Genomic DNA, 18,818 nt, shown 5'->3' with positions numbered 1-18,818 from the left:
AAGACGGGGCCCGGCCCCACAGGGCCGGGCCCGGCTTTGCTGCCTGACTACGGCTTCGGCTTCTCGGAGTCCATGCCGGGGCGGGACTTCTTCCACTCACCCCGGGTGAAGTCCGGGATCTGCTGCGGCATCCCCTTCGCCTTGATCGACAAGTGGCTGAGCGGCACAGGAGAGGTCCAGGTCGCGGCGTCGTACACGTCGAAGTCCGGGACAAGGCCGAGCTGCATGCACTGCATCAGCCGGAAGACCAGCATGTAGTCCATGCCACCGTGGCCGCCGGGCGGATTGGCGTGCTCCTTCCACAGCCAGTGGTCGAACTCGGCGGCGTACTTGGAGAAGTCGCCCCACTGGTGGTTCGTGTGGTCCGGCTCGATGTAGATCCGCGACGGGTAGTCCTCGAAGACGCCGCGCGTGCCGCCGAGGCTGTTGATCCTGTTGTACGGGTGCGGGGTCGAGACGTCGTGCTCCAGGCGGATCACGCGGCCCTTGGCCGTCTGGACGAGGCTGATCGTACGGTCGCTCTCGATGTACGACTCCTTCCAGCTCGGGTCGCCGGGCGGCATGTGTTCGGCGCGGTACTCGGCGAGGCCGAGGGCGGGGGAGCCGACACTGGTGATGCTCACGGCGCGGTCGCCCCGGTTGAGATCCATGTAGTTGGCGACCGGGCCGAAGCCGTGGTTGGGGTAGAGATCGCCGCGCAGGCGGGTGTGCCACAGGCGGCGCCAGGGGCCCTCGTAATAGGTGGGGGAGAACATCAGGCCGCGCAGGTCGTGGTTGTACGCGCCCGCACCGTGCAGCAGGTCGCCGAACTTGCCCGCGTGTGCCATGCGCAGTACGCGCATCTCGTTTTTGCCGTAGCAGCAGTTCTCCAGCTGCATGCAGTGACGTCGGGTGCGCTCGGAGAGGTCGACGAGTTCCCAGAGCTGGTCCAGCTGGAGCGCGATCGGACACTCCACTCCGACGTGTTTGCCGTCCAGCATGGCGGTCTTGGCCATGTCGAAGTGGGAGTCCCAGGGCGTCGCGACGTACACGAAATCGATATCGGTGCGTTTGCAGAGATTTTTGTAGTCGTCCTCGCCCTTGGTGTAGACGGCGGGCGCGGGCTGCCCGGCCGCTATGACCTTGGCGGAGGCTTTCTCGGTCTTTTCCTTGACCGGGTCGCAGATCGCGACGACCTTGACGGCCGGCAGTGCGAGGAAGAGGTCGATCATGCTGTCGCCGCGGTTGCCGAGGCCGACGATGCCGACCCGGACGGGGCTGCGCCGCTCGAAGGGGACCCCGGCCATCGTGCGGCCCTGGCGTTTCGGGGCGTCCTGCCCGGCCGAAGTCGCGTCCTCTGCCGCTGATTCCGGTGCGGCTGCGGCTGCGGCGCTGCCTGTGCCCACTGCGCCGAGCCCGATCCCGGCGCCGGCCGCACCGGCGGTCCACAGGACCGAGCGTCGGCTCACCGGATTTTCGTCCCTGCTGTCGTTCATCGAGCCTCCAGAGAGAGCGTATGAACTTCCGCATGGACCTTGGTATTTGAGACTGATGATGCGCAAGAGGGCCGCTTGGACTCTTGTTTCGGGCCCATGGACTCTTCTGCGCCCGCGCCGCCGTCCTCAGCAGCGGCGCTCCGGCATCCCGTCGACGAGAGCGGACAGCAGGCCGCCGAGCACCTCGCGCTGCTCGGCGGTCAGGGGAGCCAGGATGTCCTCCGCGGCGTCCCGGCGAGCGTTGCGCAGCGACCTCAGAGTGGCGCGGCCGGTGTCGGTGAGCTCGATCCTGATCACCCGGCGGTTGGTGGGATCGGGCACGCGGCGCACCCGGTCGCTCGCTTCCAGACCGTCGACGAGCGTGGTCACGGCGCGCGGGACCACGTCGAGGCGCTGGGCCAGATCGGCCATGCGCGGCGGCTGCTCGTGGTTCTGGCAGAAGTGCGAGACCGTGCGCAGCAGTCGGGACTGCGCCGGGGTGATGCCGATCGGCTCCATCTGCTGCCGCTGGATCCGGTGGAGTCTGCGCGTCAGTCGCAGCAGCTGCTCGGCCAGCAGGCCGTCGGCGTCGGAGTTGCTCATACCGGGAACGATAACAGGACTTTGTGCATTGTGAGTATAGGTAACAATGAGCTACGCTCTCAAAATGTCCGCGTTATCTCACCTCTGGCGAACTCATCCCCGGCGAAGGAGCCCATGCATCCCGATCGATCTTCCTGGACGCCCCCACCGCGTGACTCCGCACAGCCCGAGGAGCCCGCGCAGGTGCGTCGCATCCTCCGGCTCTTCCGGCCGTACCGGGGCCGCTTGGCCCTCGTCGGCCTGCTTGTCGCGGCCTCGTCCCTCGTCTCCGTGGCCTCACCGTTCCTGCTCCGCGAGATCCTGGACACCGCGATCCCGCAGGGCCGCACCGGGCTGCTGAGCCTGCTCGCCCTCGGCATGATCCTCACCGCCGTGGTGACGAGTGTCTTCGGCGTACTCCAGACCCTGATCTCCACGACGGTCGGCCAGCGCGTCATGCACGACCTGCGCACCGCCGTCTACGCCCAGCTCCAGCGCATGCCGCTCGCCTTCTTCACCAAGACCCGCACCGGCGAGGTCCAGTCCCGCATCGCCAATGACATCGGCGGCATGCAGGCGACGGTGACGTCCACCGCGACCTCGCTGGTCTCCAACCTGACCTCGGTCGTGGCCACGGTCGTCGCCATGCTGGCGCTCGACTGGCGGCTGACCGTCGTCTCGCTGCTCCTGCTGCCGGTCTTCGTCTGGATCAGCCGCCGCGTCGGCCGCGAGCGCAAGAAGATCACCACGCAGCGGCAGAAACAGATGGCGTCGATGGCCGCCACCGTCACCGAATCCCTGTCCGTCAGCGGCATCCTGCTCGGCCGCACGATGGGCCGCGCCGACTCGCTCACCAAGTCCTTCGCCGACGAGTCCGAGCGGCTCGTCGACCTCGAAGTGCGCTCCAACATGGCGGGGCGGTGGCGGATGTCCACCATCGGCATCGTCATGGCCGCGATGCCCGCCGTCATCTACTGGGCCGCGGGCCTGGCCATGCAGACCGGCGGCGCCGCTGTCTCCCTCGGCACGCTCGTCGCCTTCGTATCGCTCCAGCAGGGCCTCTTCCGGCCCGCCGTGAGCCTCCTGTCGACCGGCGTGCAGATGCAGACCTCCCTCGCCCTCTTCCACCGGATCTTCGAGTACCTCGATCTGCCGGTGGACATCACGGAGCCCGAGAAGCCCGTCCGGCTGGAGAAGATCCGAGGCGAAGTGCGCTTCGACAACGTCCACTTCGCGTACGACGAGAAGAGCGGGCCCACGCTCAGCGGCATCGACGTCACGGTCCCCGCGGGCGGCAGCCTGGCCGTCGTCGGACCCACCGGGTCCGGCAAGAGCACGCTCAGCTACCTGGTGCCCAGGCTGTACGACGTGACGGGCGGCGGCGTCACCATCGACGGCGTCGACGTGCGCGACCTGGACTTCGGCACCCTGGCCCGCGCCGTCGGCGTGGTTTCCCAGGAGACGTACCTCTTCCACGCCTCCGTCGCCGAAAACCTGCGCTTCGCCAAGCCGGACGCGACCGACGACGAGCTCCGGGCGGCGGCCGAGGCGGCGCAGATCCACGACCACATCGCCTCACTGCCCGACGGGTACGAAACCCTGGTCGGCGAGCGCGGCTACCGCTTCTCCGGCGGCGAGAAGCAGCGCCTCGCGATCGCCCGCACCATCCTGCGCGACCCGCCCGTCCTCATCCTCGACGAGGCGACGAGCGCCCTCGACACCCGTACGGAACACGCCGTGCAGCAGGCCATCGACGCGCTCTCCGAGGGACGCACGACCATCACCATCGCGCACCGCCTCTCCACCGTCAGGGACGCCGACCAGATCGTCGTCCTCGACAGCGGGACGACCGCCGAGCGGGGCACGCACGAGCAGCTCCTGGAGCAGGGCGGGCGGTACGCCGCACTGGTGCGCAGAGACGCACGGCTGGCGCCCGCCGCGACCTGACCCCGGATCCCCGGTGACCATCGCGAGCATCGTGCAGGCCGAGGCCGACACCCCCGAGGACATGGGGAAGGTCGCGCGCGTCATAAGCAACCGGCTGGCGCGGGGCATGCCGCTGCAAATGGACTCGACGCTCAACTACGCGCTGAACCGCTCGACCCTCGACACCACCCACGCGGACACAAAGATCAAAAACCCGTACAACACCTACAAGGAGACCGGCCTGCCGCCCACCCCGATCGGCAACCCCGGCCGGCAGGCGATGGAGGCGACGCTCAACCCGCCCCCGGGGAACTGGCTCTACTTCGTCACTGTCGCGCCGGGGGACACCCGCTTCACCGCCAGCTACGCCGAACAGCAGAAGAACGTAAAGGAATTCAACGCGAATCGCAGGAGTGCGAGCAAGAGCGGCGGTTGACCTGCCTCAGACGCGGGACGCGTCCGCCCTGGCTCCCGCCATCGCCTTCACCGGTTCCGGCCGGCGCTCCAGCAGCCGCATGATCCCGCGCACCGCCGCCCGCCCCGCCCGGTTGGCCCCGATGGTGCTGGCCGAAGGCCCGTAACCCACCAGATGCACCCGCTCGTCCCGCGCCGCGCGCGTGCCCTCGACGCGGATACCGCCGCCCGGCTCGCGCAGCCTGAGCGGTGCCAGGTGGCCGATCACGGCACGGAAGCCGGTCGCCCACAGGATGACATCGGCCTCGACCGTCCGGCCGTCGTCCCAGGCCACACCGTCCGGCGTAATCCGGTCGAACATCGGCAGCCGGTCCAGCACCCCGTCCTCACGCGCCCGCGCGACCGCCTCGGTCAACGGAAGCCCGGTCACCGACACCACGCTCTGCGGCGGCAGCCCGCGCCGTACCCGCTCGTCGACCATGGCGACCGCCGCTCGCCCCTGGTCCTCGCCGAACGGCCCCTCGCGGAAGACCGGCGGCCGCCGCGTCACCCATGTGGTCTCCGCGGCGACTTCGGCTATTTCCATTAGATGCTGTACGCCGGAGGTCCCGCCGCCCACGACGACCACCCGCTGACCGGTGAATTCCTGCGGCCCGGGGTAATCCGCCGTGTGCAACTGCCGCCCGTGGAAGGTGTCCTGGCCCGGGTAGCGGGGCCAGAAGGGCCGGTCCCAGGTGCCTGTCGCGTTGATCAGAGCGCGGGCGGACCACACACCCTCCGACGTCTCGACACGCAGCCGTCCGCCGTCGCCGTCGCCCTCGCGGTCGTCGCTCTCTGCCTCGCGTACCGCCCACACATCCACCGGCCGGTGAACGCGCAGCCCGAAGGTCCGCTCGTACGTCTCGAAGTACTCCCCGATGACCTCGGCCGAAGGGCGGCCGGAGTCGGCGCCGGTCAGCTCCATGCCAGGCAGGGCGTGCATCCCGTGGACCTTGCCGTACGTCAGCGTGGGCCACCGGAACTGCCATGCGCCACCCGCGTGCGGCGCATGATCGAGCACCACGAAGTCCCGGCCGGGCTCCAGGCCCGCGCGCCGCAGATGGTAGGCGCTCGACAGCCCCGCCTGCCCAGCGCCGATGACGACAACGTCCACGTCCCGCACCTCGATGTTGTTCACATTTCTACTAACAGGGCGGAGGTCGTGGATCTTCCCGTACCGACAGCGCACATCGACAGCGCCCATCAGCAGCGTCCATCGACAGCGCCCACCGGGCGCGGATGCGTCAGGATGGGGAGCATGTCCGATGTCTTCACCACCCGCATCCTGCGCGTCGTGACCGGCTCGAAGGAGACCGTGACCGACCTGACGCGGGACTGCGAGGAATTCCTTCAGCAGGCGGCGCGGGGCAGGGACGGCCTGCTCAACGTCTTCGTACCGCACGCGACGGCCGGTATCGCGGTCCTGGAAACCGGGGCGGGCAGCGACAACGACCTGCTGGCGACGCTCCACACCCTGCTGCCCGCCGACGACCGCTGGCAACACCGCCACGGCAGCCCCGGCCACGGCAGGGACCACGTACTGCCCGCGCTCGTACCACCGCACGCGACGCTGCCGGTGGTCGGCGGCCGGCTGGAACTGGGCACATGGCAGTCCGTCTGCCTCGTCGACACCAATAGGGATAACCCCAGCCGTCAGATCCGCCTGAGCTTTCTCGGCTAGTTTGCTGGGACCCTGCACCTCCAATAGAGCAGGACCGCACCAGGGTCGAAGGCCCCTGGTGTGTACGAAACCACGCGTGAGGTGGGTCCGCTCCGTTGTCGTCAGCGACGCCGCAGAACCGTCAGGAGCTGGGCGAGGACCGCTGCCGCCGCCTGCCGACGAGTCGGGCGCGAGGACCAGACTGCGGGGAGTATCACCCCTGCGAAGAACGCGAAGAACATCAGTGCGAGCCACAGGGCTACTGGGTCGGTCGTCAGCCAGGACATCGATTCCCCCTTCGTCGAGCGGTCGCTGGGGCGGCCGGTGGCTTGAGTCTGCGGTACAGGCAATCCCAGGCGGCGTACTGCAGAAGAAGACTGAAGTTCACGGCCACCGGTGCAGGTCGCGCCGTACGCTGCTGGGCGTAGGTCCGAAACTGAGCGAAACCAGGGGGGATCCTTGGCAGGGGAATCGTCGGGTGCCGTGGCGGACTTCTGTGCTGTGGTCCGCCGCCTCGTACGCGGTTGTGGCGTCCCGCAGACCGAACTCGCCCGGGCGCTTCACCGCAGTGACGCGGCGGTCTCCGAACTCCTCAACGGGCGGCGTTCTACACCGCCGCCGCTGGACGACATCCTGCTGATCGTGGATCAGTGCCGGACCCGCGTGGGCGCGCATCCGCCGCCGGGCCTGTCCTTGGATCCGGCGTGGTGGCGCGCCCGCCTCGCCGAGCTTGAAGGCACTGCGGAGGGGCAGCGTCAGGCGCGGCGGACCAAAAGGGTGGCAGCACCGCTGCAGCCTCGGGTGGAGAGCATCACCTTCGATTTCGCAGACGCAGTTGATACCCTCGTCGGCGGTCGGCACGGCTTCGATGATCTCGCCGAGGAGCTGCTCAAACCACTGAAGCTCATCGGTGGAGCGGCCGTCGACCTGCGGGGGCTGTTCGACGGGTTCGGGGCTCGGGTCCGTGCCGTCCGAGGTACCACGAGGACAGCCCTACTGTGCGCGGCGGACGTAGTCCTCCTGGTTACTGCCTTCTGCGACGCCGTTGCACGGTCCGGAACCGTACGAGGTCCCGAAGTCGGGGACGGGACCGGCGACATCACCACGCAGGTCCTCGAAGAACTCGGGCGCGTCGTGCTCGGTTCGGTCCGGGTCCGGGACACCGTGGAACTCCGTGAGGAGATATCCGCCGCCTACGCGTCCGTGGCCGAGACCGTACACAGTCTTGGCAACTCCTTCGGGTATCCGCCGGAGCAACTCGCACAGCTGGCACAGCGGCGCTACGAACGTTTGCTCGCCCCGATCACCTGGGACTGTCCAGAGCTGCGCCTCACGTGTGAGACGTACGATCCGGACCAGGAGGACCGTCGGCAGCAGATCACCCCCGACCGAGTCGGTCTCGTGGAACTCGGCCTGTTATTAGGAGAGTTCGCGGATGCAGGTCCGGCCAGCGCACAGCAGCGTGAGCGAATGCGGACGCCGATCGCCTCCGCCGAGGGTTCAGGCCCTGCTATCCCCTCCCTCCATGCGGGTTATGTGAACCCGGCCTTCCGAGTGGCCGAGCACCCGGTCGGCTGGCGGCTAGCCGCCGACGACTGGTGGCAGCGTCAGCCCCTCAGGGAGGACATTGCGGGGTTTCTCGCCGCACATTTGCTCACTCACCAGGCCACGCAGGCGCCTCTTCTAGTGCTCGGCCACCCCGGCTCTGGAAAGTCTCTGCTCACCAGGTTGATCGCCGCCCGACTGCCGGAGGCCGACTTCTTCTGTCTCCATGTCGAACTGCGTCACATCCCGGCAGACCTGGAGCTTCAGGAGCAACTCGAGGAGGCGCTGTTCCGCTCGACCGGACGCCGCACGACATGGCCGGACACTGCGGGATCGTCGTCTGATGCCGTCCGGGTCGTATTGCTGGACGGATTTGACGAACTACTTCAGGCGGGCGCGGGCCAGCTCGACATGAGCCAACAGTGGCGATACCTCAAAAATGTGGAACAACTTCAGCAACGGGAAAGCGAGTTGGGGCGCCCTGTCGTCTTCGTAGTGACGAGCCGTACGGTGGTCGCCGACCAAGCCCTCACCCCGACAGCCAGCACCGTGATTCGCCTGGAGCCGTTTGACGATACACGGATCGCCTGCTGGCTGGAGGTCTGGGAGGCTACGAATCGGCGCTACTTCGCCTCTCACGGCCTCGAACCGCTGAGCTGGGACGTGGTTCGCCCGCACCGCGACCTGGCGAGTCAACCTCTGTTGCTGTTGATGCTGGCGCTGTACGACGCCGTCGACAATCCGCTGCGGCGCCTTGGCAGACAGGGCATCCATCGCGTTGACCTGTATGAGCGGCTTCTCGTGGAGTTCGTACGCCGCCAAGTCGTCAAGCACCAAGGCTTGCTGCCTCCGACGGCCGAGGCGGAAGCCATCGAAAGGGAACTCGGACGCCTTGGTGTGATCGCGATCGGCATGTTCAACCGCCGCAGGCAGAGCATCACGGCGTCCGAGGCGGACACAGACCTCGCGGCGCTGCTCGGCGAGGACAGCTCCACGCTGCTGTTCGGCCGGTTCTTCTTCGTGCACGAAGCTCAGGCTGTGGTCGCGGCCGAGGAGATCAGGTCGTACGAATTCCTGCACGCTACTTTCGGCGAGTATCTGGTGGCCCGGGTGATCGGCAACGAACTGCGGCGTGCCGTCGCCGATGGGGAACAGAAAGGACTGGGGCAGGTCGACGACGGATGTCTGTACGCCCTGCTGTCCTTTGTCCCTCTGACTGACCGCGCCGAAGTCCTACGCAATGTGGGAGAGCTGCCTGGTCTTAGCCCGGCAAGCCAGCGCGCAACTCTGTCTGCACTGCTGCGCAACCTGTTCCAGCGAACCTACCAGGGCGGCAAGCAACGCGCACCGTTGTCGTACCGCCCCGTCGAACGGAACCGGATCGAGTCGGACGCCACCTACAGTGCGAATCTTCTGCTGCTCGCGGTGCTTGCAGAAGAAGGCGTATGCGCCTCGGAGTTCTTGGCCACAGACACACCGGTCGACCGCTGGTGGCGCTCTGCGCAGCTGTGGCGTTCGCAGTTCGGGGAAGCCTCCTGGGAGACGTTCACCCGGACACTGTCGTTGGAGCACCAGGCCATCGGCCCGGCCCTTGACGGAGTGTGGGATCTGCGGATCAGTATGCGCGGTACCTCTTCGTCCGCAGACGGTCTGTACTGGACCCTGCGTCTGAACTCGCTGGGGCCCACTGCATATCACGATTCAAAGGGCGTGGACGCCTCTGATCTGATGCGGCGCCTTTCCTTCCTCTGCGACACCGATGTGCAGCAGTTGTTGCACGCACTGTTCCCCCTCCTGCGGAAACTCCCCAGCACCCTGCGGACCTACTGCATTGACGAGAACCAGCACGGACTCTCAGCCGCGCATGCGCTGGTGGCGCTGGTCTGCCGGGACACGGGGAATCCGGAAGACGTGATCAGACGCTATGTCGATGTCCTGTCGGTGCTGCAGAATCTGCCCGACGAGGACCGCTCGCTGGTCGCGGACGTGCTCACCCGGCACCTTGCCCATGACGCCGCCTTGCTTCCAGAAGACGTAGTCCTACCCCTACTTCAGCAACTGATCCGCCTATGGCCTACCGATCCGGGTCCGCCGCCGATACAGGTATGGCCTGTTTTGTATGCGTATGTACAGAAGCAGATGGAGCGAACAGATCTCTCGGGGAAGCAATTCGAAAGACACCTCAACGTGCTTGTCGACCATCTGCACAGGTATGCGGGGCTCTTTCAGGATGCCCCCAGCCCGCAGGACCGCTTGCTGCACATCCTTCGGGTGGCCGACTCCACCCACGTCTGGCAGGTGACGGAGCACGGCCCAGGCAGGGCAGTACTTGACGAGGGGCTGTCGCTCCTCGCGGCAGCTCCTGCCTCCGAGCGCTCACCGGAGGCCGTGATCGGTCTGCTCCGGCTGGCCCGCGAACTCGGTCAGGAGGGCTGGCTCGCCGAGCACGCCGAGCCGATGCTGTTGTCGCTGGGACCCGGTGCGCTGAAGCGACTGCGGCCCAGTGACGTCGACTCAGTGAGGGGAGCTGTGCACGACACCGCACTTCTCGACGCACTGAACGGTATCGAACAGATTTGGCGCGGCCGGTCTGCCGCAATGCCGCGTGATCCGGGGGCCGCTCGTAAGTCTCACTCTTGACTCCTCATGCGTCTTCGAACGGTGTGGGCGACCGGGCTCGGACGGGCCACGCAAAGGATGGGCCGGCCGTTCGAAGTGCGTCCTCGAGGGACGCTTACTCTTGAGGTTGCCCTAACGGGGTTTCGCGACAAACCGGACAACGTCGACCGCCAGGTGCAGCTGAGCTTCCTGGGTTGGGCTCGCTGGACCGGGCTTCCCCTGCTGAGCGTGGGGCGGCCCGTGGGCGGCCCGGCATAAGGGGTGCGGGGGTGAGGCCCTGGGCGTCCAGCGGCGAGTAGGGGCGTCGTAGGGGTAGACAGGGGGAGCTTAAGGCAGGGGTTACGACCCCCAAAGGGCGAATGTTAATTTTTGCTCCGATCCGGTGGACACATGTTCGGTCGATCGGATGTTCTTTTCGCATCGTCCAGGGGGTTCGAGGACATTGCTCAAAGGCTGGATTCTGCAATTCGATCCGCATTTCCAGAGATGCATCAAGGCTGACCGAGGCGATCAAGAGGAGCTCCTGGTCCGCATCGGCGCCGACCTCATGAATTCGGGTTCATGAGGAGCCGGGGGGTGGCGCACGGGGAAGCGGAGATGGACGAGCAGCCCGTGGTGGAAGTGGAACTGAGTTCACTGAGCCTGGCCGGCTCGCCGCGGCTCTCCGGCGAGAGGCCGGAGCATGTGCAGTTATTGGCGGCGGCGCAAAATGCGCTTCCGCCCATCGTCGTGCATCGGGCGACGATGACGGTCATCGACGGTTTTCACCGGCTCAGGGCGGCCAGGCTGCGCGGTGACGACAAAATAGCGGTCCAGTTCTTCGACGGTGACGAGGCCGAAGCATTCGTGCTCGCGGTCAGGCTCAACGTCACGCACGGTCTGCCGCTGGCTCTGGCGGACCGTAAACGCGCCGCCGAGCGCATCATCGCGTCGCACCCGCAGTGGTCCGACCGGAGGGTGGCATCGGTCACCGGCATCTCTCCGGGCACGGTGGCGGACATCCGCAAGTGGACCGTCTGTGAATCGGAGACGCACGACAGGCGAATCGGTCAGGACGGCAGGCTTCGGCCCCTCGACAGCAGCGTCGGGCGCATGCTCGCGGGGGAGCTGCTCACCGCGAATCCGAACCTGTCCCTGCGTCAGGTCGGCCGGGCGGCCGGTATCTCTCCCGAGACAGCACGGGACGTACGCAACCGTCTCTGCAACGGCGACAGCCTCCTTCCGGAGCCGCGCAGGAGAAAGACTTCAGCCGTCGCGGGCGCGGTCGCGGCGACCGCCGGCACGGTGGCGGTCACGGGACGAAGCGGCTCTCCGGGCCGCGGCAGGGAATTCGCCGGCGGCAGGGAGTTCGGCGGTCAGGCGCGGGTCCGCCGACCAGGTCGGCCTCAGGGCGAACGGGCCGCCGACCACGCCGCGCTCGTCACACGGCTGAAGGCGGACCCGGCTCTGCGTTTCAGCGACACGGGACGCAATCTGCTGCGCCTGATGGCTGTGCATACGCTCCAGAAGGAGGAGTGGGAAGCGATCATCAACAACATCCCGCCGCACTGCAGTGACATCGTTGCCGACCTGGCTCAGCAGTTCGCCGCGCTCTGGTCGGAATTTGCCGCGCGTATTCAGGATGATGTTCCACAGACTGGTTGAGTCTTCCGGCCGTGGTGTCCGAGCGCGCAGAACGCACGGTTGGACGACCTGAGGAACGAACGGCCACACCACTTCGCCCCGCCGGGTTTTCATCCGGCGGGGCGAAGTGCTGTCGCGCAGGACATCCGCGCGGCCGTCTCGGACGATCAGCTTCCGTCGCGAACGGTACGCAGCTGAGCGGCCGCGGCGACACTGTCGCAGCCCGACAGCCCCAGGGCGTCCCGGACTTCGGCGGCCAGCAGCTCCAGCACCCGTGCCGCACCGGATTGCCCCGACGCGGCGAGACCCCAGATCAGGGGACGGCCGACCAGTACGCCGGACGCGCCGAGGGCGAGAGCCTTGAGTACGTCGCTGCCGCTGCGGATGCCGCTGTCCAGCAGCACCTCACAGCTCCCGCGTACGGCCCGTACCACCTCCGCCAGAGCGTCGATGCTGGGAATCGCGCCGTCGAGCTGGCGGCCGCCGTGGTTGGAGACCACGACGGCATCGACCCCGGACTCGGCCGCGCGGATCGCGTCCTCGGGCGCGAGAACGCCCTTCAGCACCAGCGGAAGACCGGTCCGCTCGCGCAGAGCCGCCACGGACGACCACGTCACCGCCGACGAGAATGTCCGACTGGTGTGAACGGCCACCGCTGAGGCGTCCGAGAACCGCTGATGTGCCGCCGGGCCGGAGGGGAAATTGGCCGCCGCCACATGGCCGGGCAGCGCGAACCGGTTGCGTACGTCCCGGAGCCGTCGCCCCATCCAGGGCACGTCGACCGTCAGCACGATGGCCTCGCACCCGGCGTCCTCCGCTCTGCGCACCAATTCCCACGACTGCGCCGTGTCCCGCAGCCAGTAGAGCTGGAACCAGACGGTGCCACCGACCGCGGTGATGTCCTCGATCGGCACGCTGCTCAGTGTGCCGGCGGTGAACGGCACGCCCGCCGCCTTCGCCGCACGGGCGGTCGCGAGTTCGCCGTCGGGGTGCACCATCCGGTGGTAGGCGATCGGTGCCACCGCCACCGGCAGACTGGCCGGCCGGCCGAGCAGGACGGTGTCCGTCGTGACGCGCGAGACGTCCCTGAGGACCCGCGGGACGAGGAAGACACGGTCCAGAGCGGCGCGGTTGGCGTCGAGCGTCGTCTCGGCTCCGCTGCCGCCGGCCACGAAGTCCCGGATGTCGTACGGCAGGACAGACGCGGCGGCGGCTTCGAAGTCGGCCAGGCAGGCAAGTGCTGCCTCGGCCACCGTCCCGACGGCGGGTTCAGCGCCGGCGGAATTCACGCTGCCCGGTCCGCTCCAGCTCGACGGCCTCGTACAGCGCCTTGATGTTCGAACTGCCGAAGGTCTCCGCGCCCTGTCGCTCGATGACCTCGAAGAACAGGGTCCGCCGCGGGTGGGTGGAGGCCGTGAAGATCTGGAACAGCTGGCCGCCGTGGTCCTCGTCCGCGAGCACCTTCGTCGCTCGCAGGTCTTCCAGCCGCTGCTGCCCCAGGTCGATCCGTTCGCCCAGCAGGTCGTAGTAGGCCGAGGGCGTGGTGAGGAATGCGACTCCGCGTCCGCCCAGGGCTTTCACGGAGCGCACCGCGTCCTGCGAGGAAAAGGCCAAGTGCTGTACGCCGGAGCCCTGATGGCCCTTGAGGAACTCGTCGATCTGGCCCGGGTCCGCGGTCGGGTCGGGCTGGATGAGTGTCAGGGTCACGGCGCCGGACCGGCTCTGTACGACCTTCGACTCCATCGCCTGCGAACCGACGACGATGCGTTCCTCGAAGGTGTGCCGGAACCCGAGGACGTCGCGGTAGTACGCGACGGTGGGTTCCAGATCGCCGGTGCTGAGGCACACCGCGACGTGGTCGATGTCCAGCAGGGCCACGTCGTCCGCCCGTTGGTCTGCCGGACGGTGCTCGGACACGAAGCCGGGAGGCAGCCCCGGCTCCTCCCCGGGCGTGCGCTGCACGAGCGTGTGAAGGACGTCCCCGAAGCCCTGCACCGCGGCGGTCACGGCGGGACCGTCGCCCGAGTGCCGGGCCGGCTGCCGGTGAATCCGGGCGCCATTGGTGACCGCTGCACTGAACGCCGCTTCCACGTCGGCGGTACGCAGGGCGATGTCGGCGACTCCGTCACCGTGGGAGGAGACGTACGCGGATGCCGGGTGCTGGTCGGAGGTCGCCTGGGTGAGGACCAGGGTGATGAGCCCCTGGCGCAGGGCGATGCTGCGGTGCTCCGCGGAGCTGCTGGTGCCGATCACGGTGAATGCGTACTGGTCGACCCAGACGGACAGCGCCGACTCCAGGTGTTCCACGTATATCTCGACGTAGTCGATGGCGAGATCCCCGTGCGGATCCGCGGCTCTTGATAAATCCTTCATGAGTGCCCCCCAGCCGGGAAAGGATTGATTTTCCCGAACTCTAGGTCGCGATTGTGTTTCTGGCTATAAACGTCGGACCTGGTGGCTGGACAACCCCAATACATAGACTGAGCGCGCTTTTCTGCATATGGTCGATGTCTTTCCGGACGGGGTGAAGAATGGCGATCCGTACCATTGCCGTCGTCGGCACGGGTTTGATCGGCACATCGATAGCGCTGGCAGCGAGCCGGCGGGGTGTGACCGTGTTCCTGTCCGATCAGGACCCGATGGCCGCCAGAACCGCCGCGGCCCTCGGGGCGGGACGGGCCGGGCCCCCGGCCGGGCCGGTGGACCTCGCGGTGCTCGCGGTGCCGCCCAGCGATGTGGGCACCGTTCTCGCCGAGCTCCAGGGGCGTGAATTCGCCCACAGCTACACGGATGCGGCGAGTGTGAAGTCCGGGCCCGAAACGGAGGCGTTACGGCATGCGCCCCATCCGTCCCGGTACGTCGGCGGCCATCCGCTGGCCGGGCGCGAGCGGAGAGGTCCGCTTGCCGCCCGCGCCGACCTGTTCCAGGGCCGCTCCTGGGTGCTCACCCCGTCCCCCGTGACGTCGAGCGCGGCGCTGGACCGGGCCCGGGAACTGGTTGCTCTGTGCGGCGCGAATCCCGTGGTGACGCAAAGCCGGGCCCACGACGAAGCCGTCGCGCTGACCTCGCACGTACCGCATCTGGTCGCCAGTCTGATGGCGGCACGGCTTCAGGAGGGCCCGGACGGGATGTCGCGCTTCGCCGGCCAGGGCCTGCGGGACGTCACCCGGATCGCGGGCGGTGCTTCCGGGCTGTGGGGCGACATTCTCCAGGCCAATGCCGCCTCGGTCGTGGGCGTCATGAAGGACCTGCACGCCGATCTGTCCCGGCTGGTGTCGGCCCTGGACGTCCTCGCCGAACCGGACGCCGGTGAACGGACCCCCGCCATGCGGACCTTGGTGGACCTGCTCGACCGGGGCATCGCAGGCCTCGCCGAGCTGCCGCCGGTCCGCCTCGACGCATCGGCCGACGGCCTTCAGGTGCGCGTGGCCGTCACGAACCGCCCCGGCGAGCTCTCCCGACTGCTCGACGCCGTCGCCGGCTTCGGAGTCACCGCGGAGGACGCCACCGTCGAGGATGCCGCGGCCCCGTGGGGGGACGGGCTCACCGTGCGGTTCGGCGCCACTCCGTACGTCACGGACCTCGCGGACCGCATGGTGGCCGAACTGGTGGCCCAGGGGTGGGACGCGGTGCGGCAGAAGGGTGCACAGGCCGACTGGCGGGAAGAAGGTCCGGCATTTCCGGCCATCCGTACCTGAGCTGGGACTCCAGCGGCCGGTTGCCCACTTGTCATTGAGGCGTTCTGCTTTCGGTGGCCGAAAATGTTCTCCATCTGTCAGAACGAATCGGTATGCTTTCGGGGTTGTGTTGCTTTACCGCAACGTACAGGTATAGACCCCCCACAAGGCCGGTCGTTGCAGGTCAAAGCTACTTTTTATTCCATCTCACTTATTGGACAGCCTGCGCGGCAGGAAGTGCGGAGCTGAGTTATTTAGGCGCTGAACAATATGCACAGAAGGCACGGGGGAATCTGTGAAGGTCAGCGAAAGAGATCGGGAACTGCTGCTGCTCGACCGGCTGTACGCCGGGTGCGTTCGGGGCAAGGGGGCCGTCGTCCTGGCCAGTGGGCCCGTCGGCTGCGGAAAGACGGCCCTGCTTCAGGTGTTCGCCAAGCGTGTCGCGGAGAAGGGGGGCCTGTTCTCGTCGGTCACGGCGTCGGCCAGTGAGCGGCTGCATCAGTTCGGTCTGATCGACCAGTTGGTGCGCGCGTTACGTGCGGCCGGGATGGACGCGGACCCGTTCGCCGCCGAGGACGTAGGGGTCACGGTATCGGCCGGAGATCGCCGGGGGACTCCGCCGGTGCCGCTCCGGGTGCTGCAACGCATCAGCCGGAGCATCTGTGAACTCGCCGAGGAGAGACCACTCGTCCTCGGAATCGACGACGTGCACGTGGCGGACGAATCGTCACTCCAGTGCCTGCGCTACCTGATTCGACGAATCGATACGTCGGCCGTCCTCATCGTGCTGAACGAGAGCTCCTGCCACGAGCGGGAAATGGCGACGCTGCACGCCGAAACCCTGCATCTGCCCTACTGCCACCTGATCAGGCTGGCGCCACTGGCCGGCATCGGTGTCGCCGACCAGCTGACCCGCCGGCTGGGTGCGATGCCGAAGGACACCGTCGAATCCTGGGCGGAAGTGACCGGAGGCAATCCTCTGCTGCTGCACGCCCTGGTCGAGGACTTCCTGATCAAGAAGCACCCCGCCGAAGGCGGCTCGACGCGGACGACGGCGCCGGGGCGGCCGGAGCCGGGCGAATCCTTCCGGCACGCCTTCCTGCGGTGCGTTCACCGGTGCGAACCGTCGATGCTCGCCGCCGCCCGCACCCTGGCGGTGCTGGGAGAGTCCGCCTCGCCCTCACTGATCGGTGATTTCGTCGGAGGTGATGCCACGTCGGTACGCCGCAGCCTCGCCGATCTGAACGCAGCAGGCCTGCTCGCGGACATGCGATTCCGGCACGAACGGGCACGTCACGCCGTGCTCGCCGACATCTCACCGGAAGACCTCCTCACCATGCACGGCCGCGCGGCCGAACTGCTCCACAAAAGCGGGGCATCCGCGCGTGTGGTCGCCGATCAACTCATGGCCACCCGCGACCTGATGAAGGCCCCGTGGCGGGTCTACATACTCCGCGACGCCGCCCGCGAGGCAGTGGAATCGGGCGACATCGCAGAATGCGTCGGCTACCTTCGGCACGCGTCCGGGATCTGCGCCGACTCGGCGCAGGAAGCACACATCTTCGCGGCACTCGCAGAAGCCCAGTGGCTCATCGACCCCGCCAAGGCGACCCGGCACCTGCCTCATCTCAGCCACCTGGTGCGCGTCGGCCTGCTCACCGGCGACGACGCCATGGTCCCCGTCAAGCACCTGCTGTGGCGCGGTGACATCGCGCAGGCGGACTCACTGCTGAGCACCATCGAGAGCGGAGGGGACAGAACCCCGGCCGTCCCGGCGTGGGGAACCGCACCGGTCAACATCAACTTCGCCCGTCTGTGGCTGTCCTTATGCCGCCCGGAGTCGGCGGCCGGCCCGGCCGCCAAGGACACGTACGGCGAAAACCACCACCCTCACACCCCCTTGACCGGGCCTCATTCGACGCTCGCACTCACCCTCCTCAACCTTTCGACGAGCCTGTCCGGTGACGCGGACGCGCCCCAGGGGGCCGACCAGGTGCTGCACAGCACCCACGCCGGCAGCCCACTGGCCCCCACCCTCTTCGCACTCCTCTGCCTGATCGAGTCCTGCCGGCAGGACGAAGCGATTCTCTGGTCCGAGCGGCTGCTGAAAGAGCCGTGGATCCGGCGTGTTCCCCTGCGGCGCGCGCTGCTGGAGACGGTCAGGTCGGCGGCTGCCCTGCGCCGGGGCGACTTCGCTGCGGCAGCGGAGTCCGCACGTATGGCGCTGGAACTTGTCGCGCCGTCGGCCTGGGGAATGGTGGTCGGCCTTCCACTTGCGCTGGCCGTGCGCGCCGCGACCGAACTGGGCGACTTCGAAACGGTGATGCGCTATCTCAACATTGCTGTCCCACCGGTCATGTTCGGCACGCCGTTCGCGTTGCCCTACCTTCAGGCGCTGGGCCGCTACCACCTGGCCATGGGACGTCCGCACACCGCCCTGACGCACTTCCAGTCGTGCGGCGACATGCTGACCAAATGGCAGCTCGACTCCCCGGAACTGTCCGACTGGCGCAACGACGCGGCCGCGGCACTCACCGCCATGGGGTGGGTCCGCCAGGCGAGAGCACTGATCGAGCAACAGCTCTCCCTCCTGAGCGACGAGCGCTGCCGGGCCAGGGGAATCGCGCTGCGCCGGCTCGCGGCGATCAGTACGGGGCGCGACCGGTTGTCGCTGCTCAACGAGGCGATACAGATTCTCGCGGCGTGCGGCGACCAGGTGGAGTGCAGGCGTGCGCAGATCGACATGGAGGCCGCGCTGGACACCCAGGACCGTCCCGGCCCGCCGCACGGCCGGACGGTCCCGCCGCTCGCCCGGAAGATCCCGTCGCCCAACCGGAGGGACGTTGTCCCCTCCCTCGGCAGTGCCCCGGGAGATGAGCACGAGCGAACCGGTCCCTCGGACCCCAGGGCGTCGCACCACGACGAACACGTCAGGGAGGTTGCCGCCGAGGACGGCGGAAGAAGCCCAGTACTGAGCCGGCTCACCGACGCCGAACTCAGGGTCGGGGCGCTCGCCACAGCCGGCTGTACCAATCGTGAGATCGCCGACAAGCTCTTCATCACGGTAAGTACGGTCGAGCAGCATCTGACCAAAATTTATCGCAAGTTGAAGGTCAGGAGTCGTTCCGGTCTGCCAACGGAACTCCTGGCCTTCACTGATATCCCATGCTTCCCGAACGGGCAATAAAGAGAACGGTGTTGATGGCACGTCCAAGTGACCGGTCCGGTCGGTTGGACGACGTTTGTCGGAGCACCTGCCGCCATGTGATCCTGACGGCC

At 67.7% G+C, this 18,818-nt stretch carries 12 protein-coding genes and 1 pseudogene; 7 read left to right on the top strand and 6 right to left on the bottom strand.

Translation table 11 applies throughout. From position 1 onward, the window contains the following. Window positions 1-47: 47 nt before the first annotated feature. Together PXH83_RS00755 and PXH83_RS00750 are read right to left on the bottom strand one after the other, a co-directional pair. Window positions 48-1,475 carry a Gfo/Idh/MocA family protein gene (locus PXH83_RS00755; protein ID WP_274555456.1) on the bottom strand — a complete coding sequence of 476 codons (1,428 nt, stop codon included), beginning with the start codon at window positions 1,473-1,475 and terminating at the stop codon, window positions 48-50. 126 nt (window positions 1,476-1,601) lie between these two features. Then, window positions 1,602-2,057 (bottom strand): MarR family winged helix-turn-helix transcriptional regulator, encoded by a 456-nt coding sequence (locus PXH83_RS00750; RefSeq protein WP_274555454.1) that lies wholly within the window; start codon window positions 2,055-2,057, stop codon window positions 1,602-1,604. 114 nt (window positions 2,058-2,171) lie between these two features. Between PXH83_RS00750 and PXH83_RS00745 the strand changes: the two genes are divergently transcribed. Further along, window positions 2,172-3,983: an ABC transporter ATP-binding protein gene (locus PXH83_RS00745; RefSeq protein WP_274555452.1), complete on the top strand. Its 1,812-nt coding sequence runs from the start codon at window positions 2,172-2,174 to the stop codon at window positions 3,981-3,983. Further along, a pseudogene (gene mltG, locus PXH83_RS00740) lies at window positions 3,929-4,398 on the top strand (endolytic transglycosylase MltG); the annotation flags it as partial. The gene PXH83_RS00745 and the pseudogene mltG, both read left to right, overlap by 55 nt. Window positions 4,399-4,404: 6 nt before the next feature. Here mltG and PXH83_RS00735 read toward each other — a convergent pair. Further along, window positions 4,405-5,538, bottom strand: a complete 1,134-nt coding sequence (locus PXH83_RS00735) for an NAD(P)-binding domain-containing protein (protein WP_274562618.1) — start codon at window positions 5,536-5,538, stop codon at window positions 4,405-4,407. A 135-nt stretch (window positions 5,539-5,673) separates the two neighbouring features. On the opposite strand from PXH83_RS00735, the gene PXH83_RS00730 reads away from it, so the two are divergent. After that, a complete protein-coding gene (locus PXH83_RS00730) occupies window positions 5,674-6,096 on the top strand; it encodes a secondary thiamine-phosphate synthase enzyme YjbQ (protein ID WP_274555450.1) in 423 nt (140 codons plus the stop codon). A 101-nt stretch (window positions 6,097-6,197) separates the two neighbouring features. Here PXH83_RS00730 and PXH83_RS00725 read toward each other — a convergent pair whose 3' ends face one another. Continuing rightward, on the bottom strand, window positions 6,198-6,362 hold the full coding sequence (locus tag PXH83_RS00725; RefSeq protein ID WP_274555448.1) for a hypothetical protein: 165 nt from the start codon (window positions 6,360-6,362) through the stop codon (window positions 6,198-6,200). A gap of 172 nt (window positions 6,363-6,534) precedes the next feature. Between PXH83_RS00725 and PXH83_RS00720 the strand changes: the two genes are divergently transcribed. Continuing rightward, window positions 6,535-10,260, top strand: a complete 3,726-nt coding sequence (locus tag PXH83_RS00720; protein WP_274555447.1) for an NACHT N-terminal helical domain 7-containing protein — start codon at window positions 6,535-6,537, stop codon at window positions 10,258-10,260. Between the two features lie 576 nt (window positions 10,261-10,836). Beyond that, window positions 10,837-11,883 carry a ParB/RepB/Spo0J family partition protein gene (locus PXH83_RS00715; protein WP_274555446.1) on the top strand — a complete coding sequence of 349 codons (1,047 nt, stop codon included), beginning with the start codon at window positions 10,837-10,839 and terminating at the stop codon, window positions 11,881-11,883. A gap of 146 nt (window positions 11,884-12,029) precedes the next feature. Here PXH83_RS00715 and PXH83_RS00710 read toward each other — a convergent pair whose 3' ends face one another. Together PXH83_RS00710 and hppD are read right to left on the bottom strand one after the other, a co-directional pair. Then, entirely contained in the window at window positions 12,030-13,151 is a 1,122-nt protein-coding gene (locus PXH83_RS00710; RefSeq protein WP_274555445.1) for an alpha-hydroxy acid oxidase, read from the bottom strand. Beyond that, entirely contained in the window at window positions 13,132-14,235 is a 1,104-nt protein-coding gene (gene hppD / locus PXH83_RS00705; RefSeq protein ID WP_274555444.1) for a 4-hydroxyphenylpyruvate dioxygenase, read from the bottom strand. The genes PXH83_RS00710 and hppD overlap by 20 nt, the downstream gene beginning before the upstream one ends. Before the next feature lie 158 nt (window positions 14,236-14,393). Here hppD and PXH83_RS00700 point away from each other — a divergent pair, with 158 nt between their 5' ends. Together PXH83_RS00700 and PXH83_RS00695 are read left to right on the top strand one after the other, a co-directional pair. Next, the gene (locus PXH83_RS00700; protein WP_274555442.1) at window positions 14,394-15,560 is read left to right on the top strand and encodes a prephenate dehydrogenase; all 1,167 of its coding nucleotides are present in this window, start codon (window positions 14,394-14,396) and stop codon (window positions 15,558-15,560) included. Between the two features lie 274 nt (window positions 15,561-15,834). Beyond that, window positions 15,835-18,726, top strand: coding sequence for a helix-turn-helix transcriptional regulator (locus tag PXH83_RS00695; protein ID WP_274555440.1), 2,892 nt, complete (start codon window positions 15,835-15,837; stop codon window positions 18,724-18,726). The last annotated feature ends 92 nt before the right edge of the window (window positions 18,727-18,818 follow it).

The sequence above is a fragment of the Streptomyces spiramyceticus genome, from assembly GCF_028807635.1.
Taxonomy (GTDB): Bacteria; Actinomycetota; Actinomycetes; order Streptomycetales; family Streptomycetaceae; genus Streptomyces; species Streptomyces spiramyceticus.
This window is presented reverse-complemented; position numbering and strand designations above follow the sequence as displayed.

Excerpts from the sequence above, each read along its gene's own strand:
- PXH83_RS00755 (WP_274555456.1), bottom strand. The coding sequence starts at position 1,475 with ATGAACGACAGCAGGGACGAAAATCCGGTGAGCCGACGCTCGGTCCTG.
- hppD (WP_274555444.1), bottom strand. The coding sequence starts at position 14,235 with ATGAAGGATTTATCAAGAGCCGCGGATCCGCACGGGGATCTCGCCATC.
- PXH83_RS00715 (WP_274555446.1), top strand. The coding sequence starts at position 10,837 with ATGGACGAGCAGCCCGTGGTGGAAGTGGAACTGAGTTCACTGAGCCTG.
- PXH83_RS00725 (WP_274555448.1), bottom strand. The coding sequence starts at position 6,362 with ATGTCCTGGCTGACGACCGACCCAGTAGCCCTGTGGCTCGCACTGATG.
- PXH83_RS00745 (WP_274555452.1), top strand. The coding sequence starts at position 2,172 with ATGCATCCCGATCGATCTTCCTGGACGCCCCCACCGCGTGACTCCGCA.
- PXH83_RS00700 (WP_274555442.1), top strand. The coding sequence starts at position 14,394 with ATGGCGATCCGTACCATTGCCGTCGTCGGCACGGGTTTGATCGGCACA.
- PXH83_RS00750 (WP_274555454.1), bottom strand. The coding sequence starts at position 2,057 with ATGAGCAACTCCGACGCCGACGGCCTGCTGGCCGAGCAGCTGCTGCGA.
- PXH83_RS00730 (WP_274555450.1), top strand. The coding sequence starts at position 5,674 with ATGTCCGATGTCTTCACCACCCGCATCCTGCGCGTCGTGACCGGCTCG.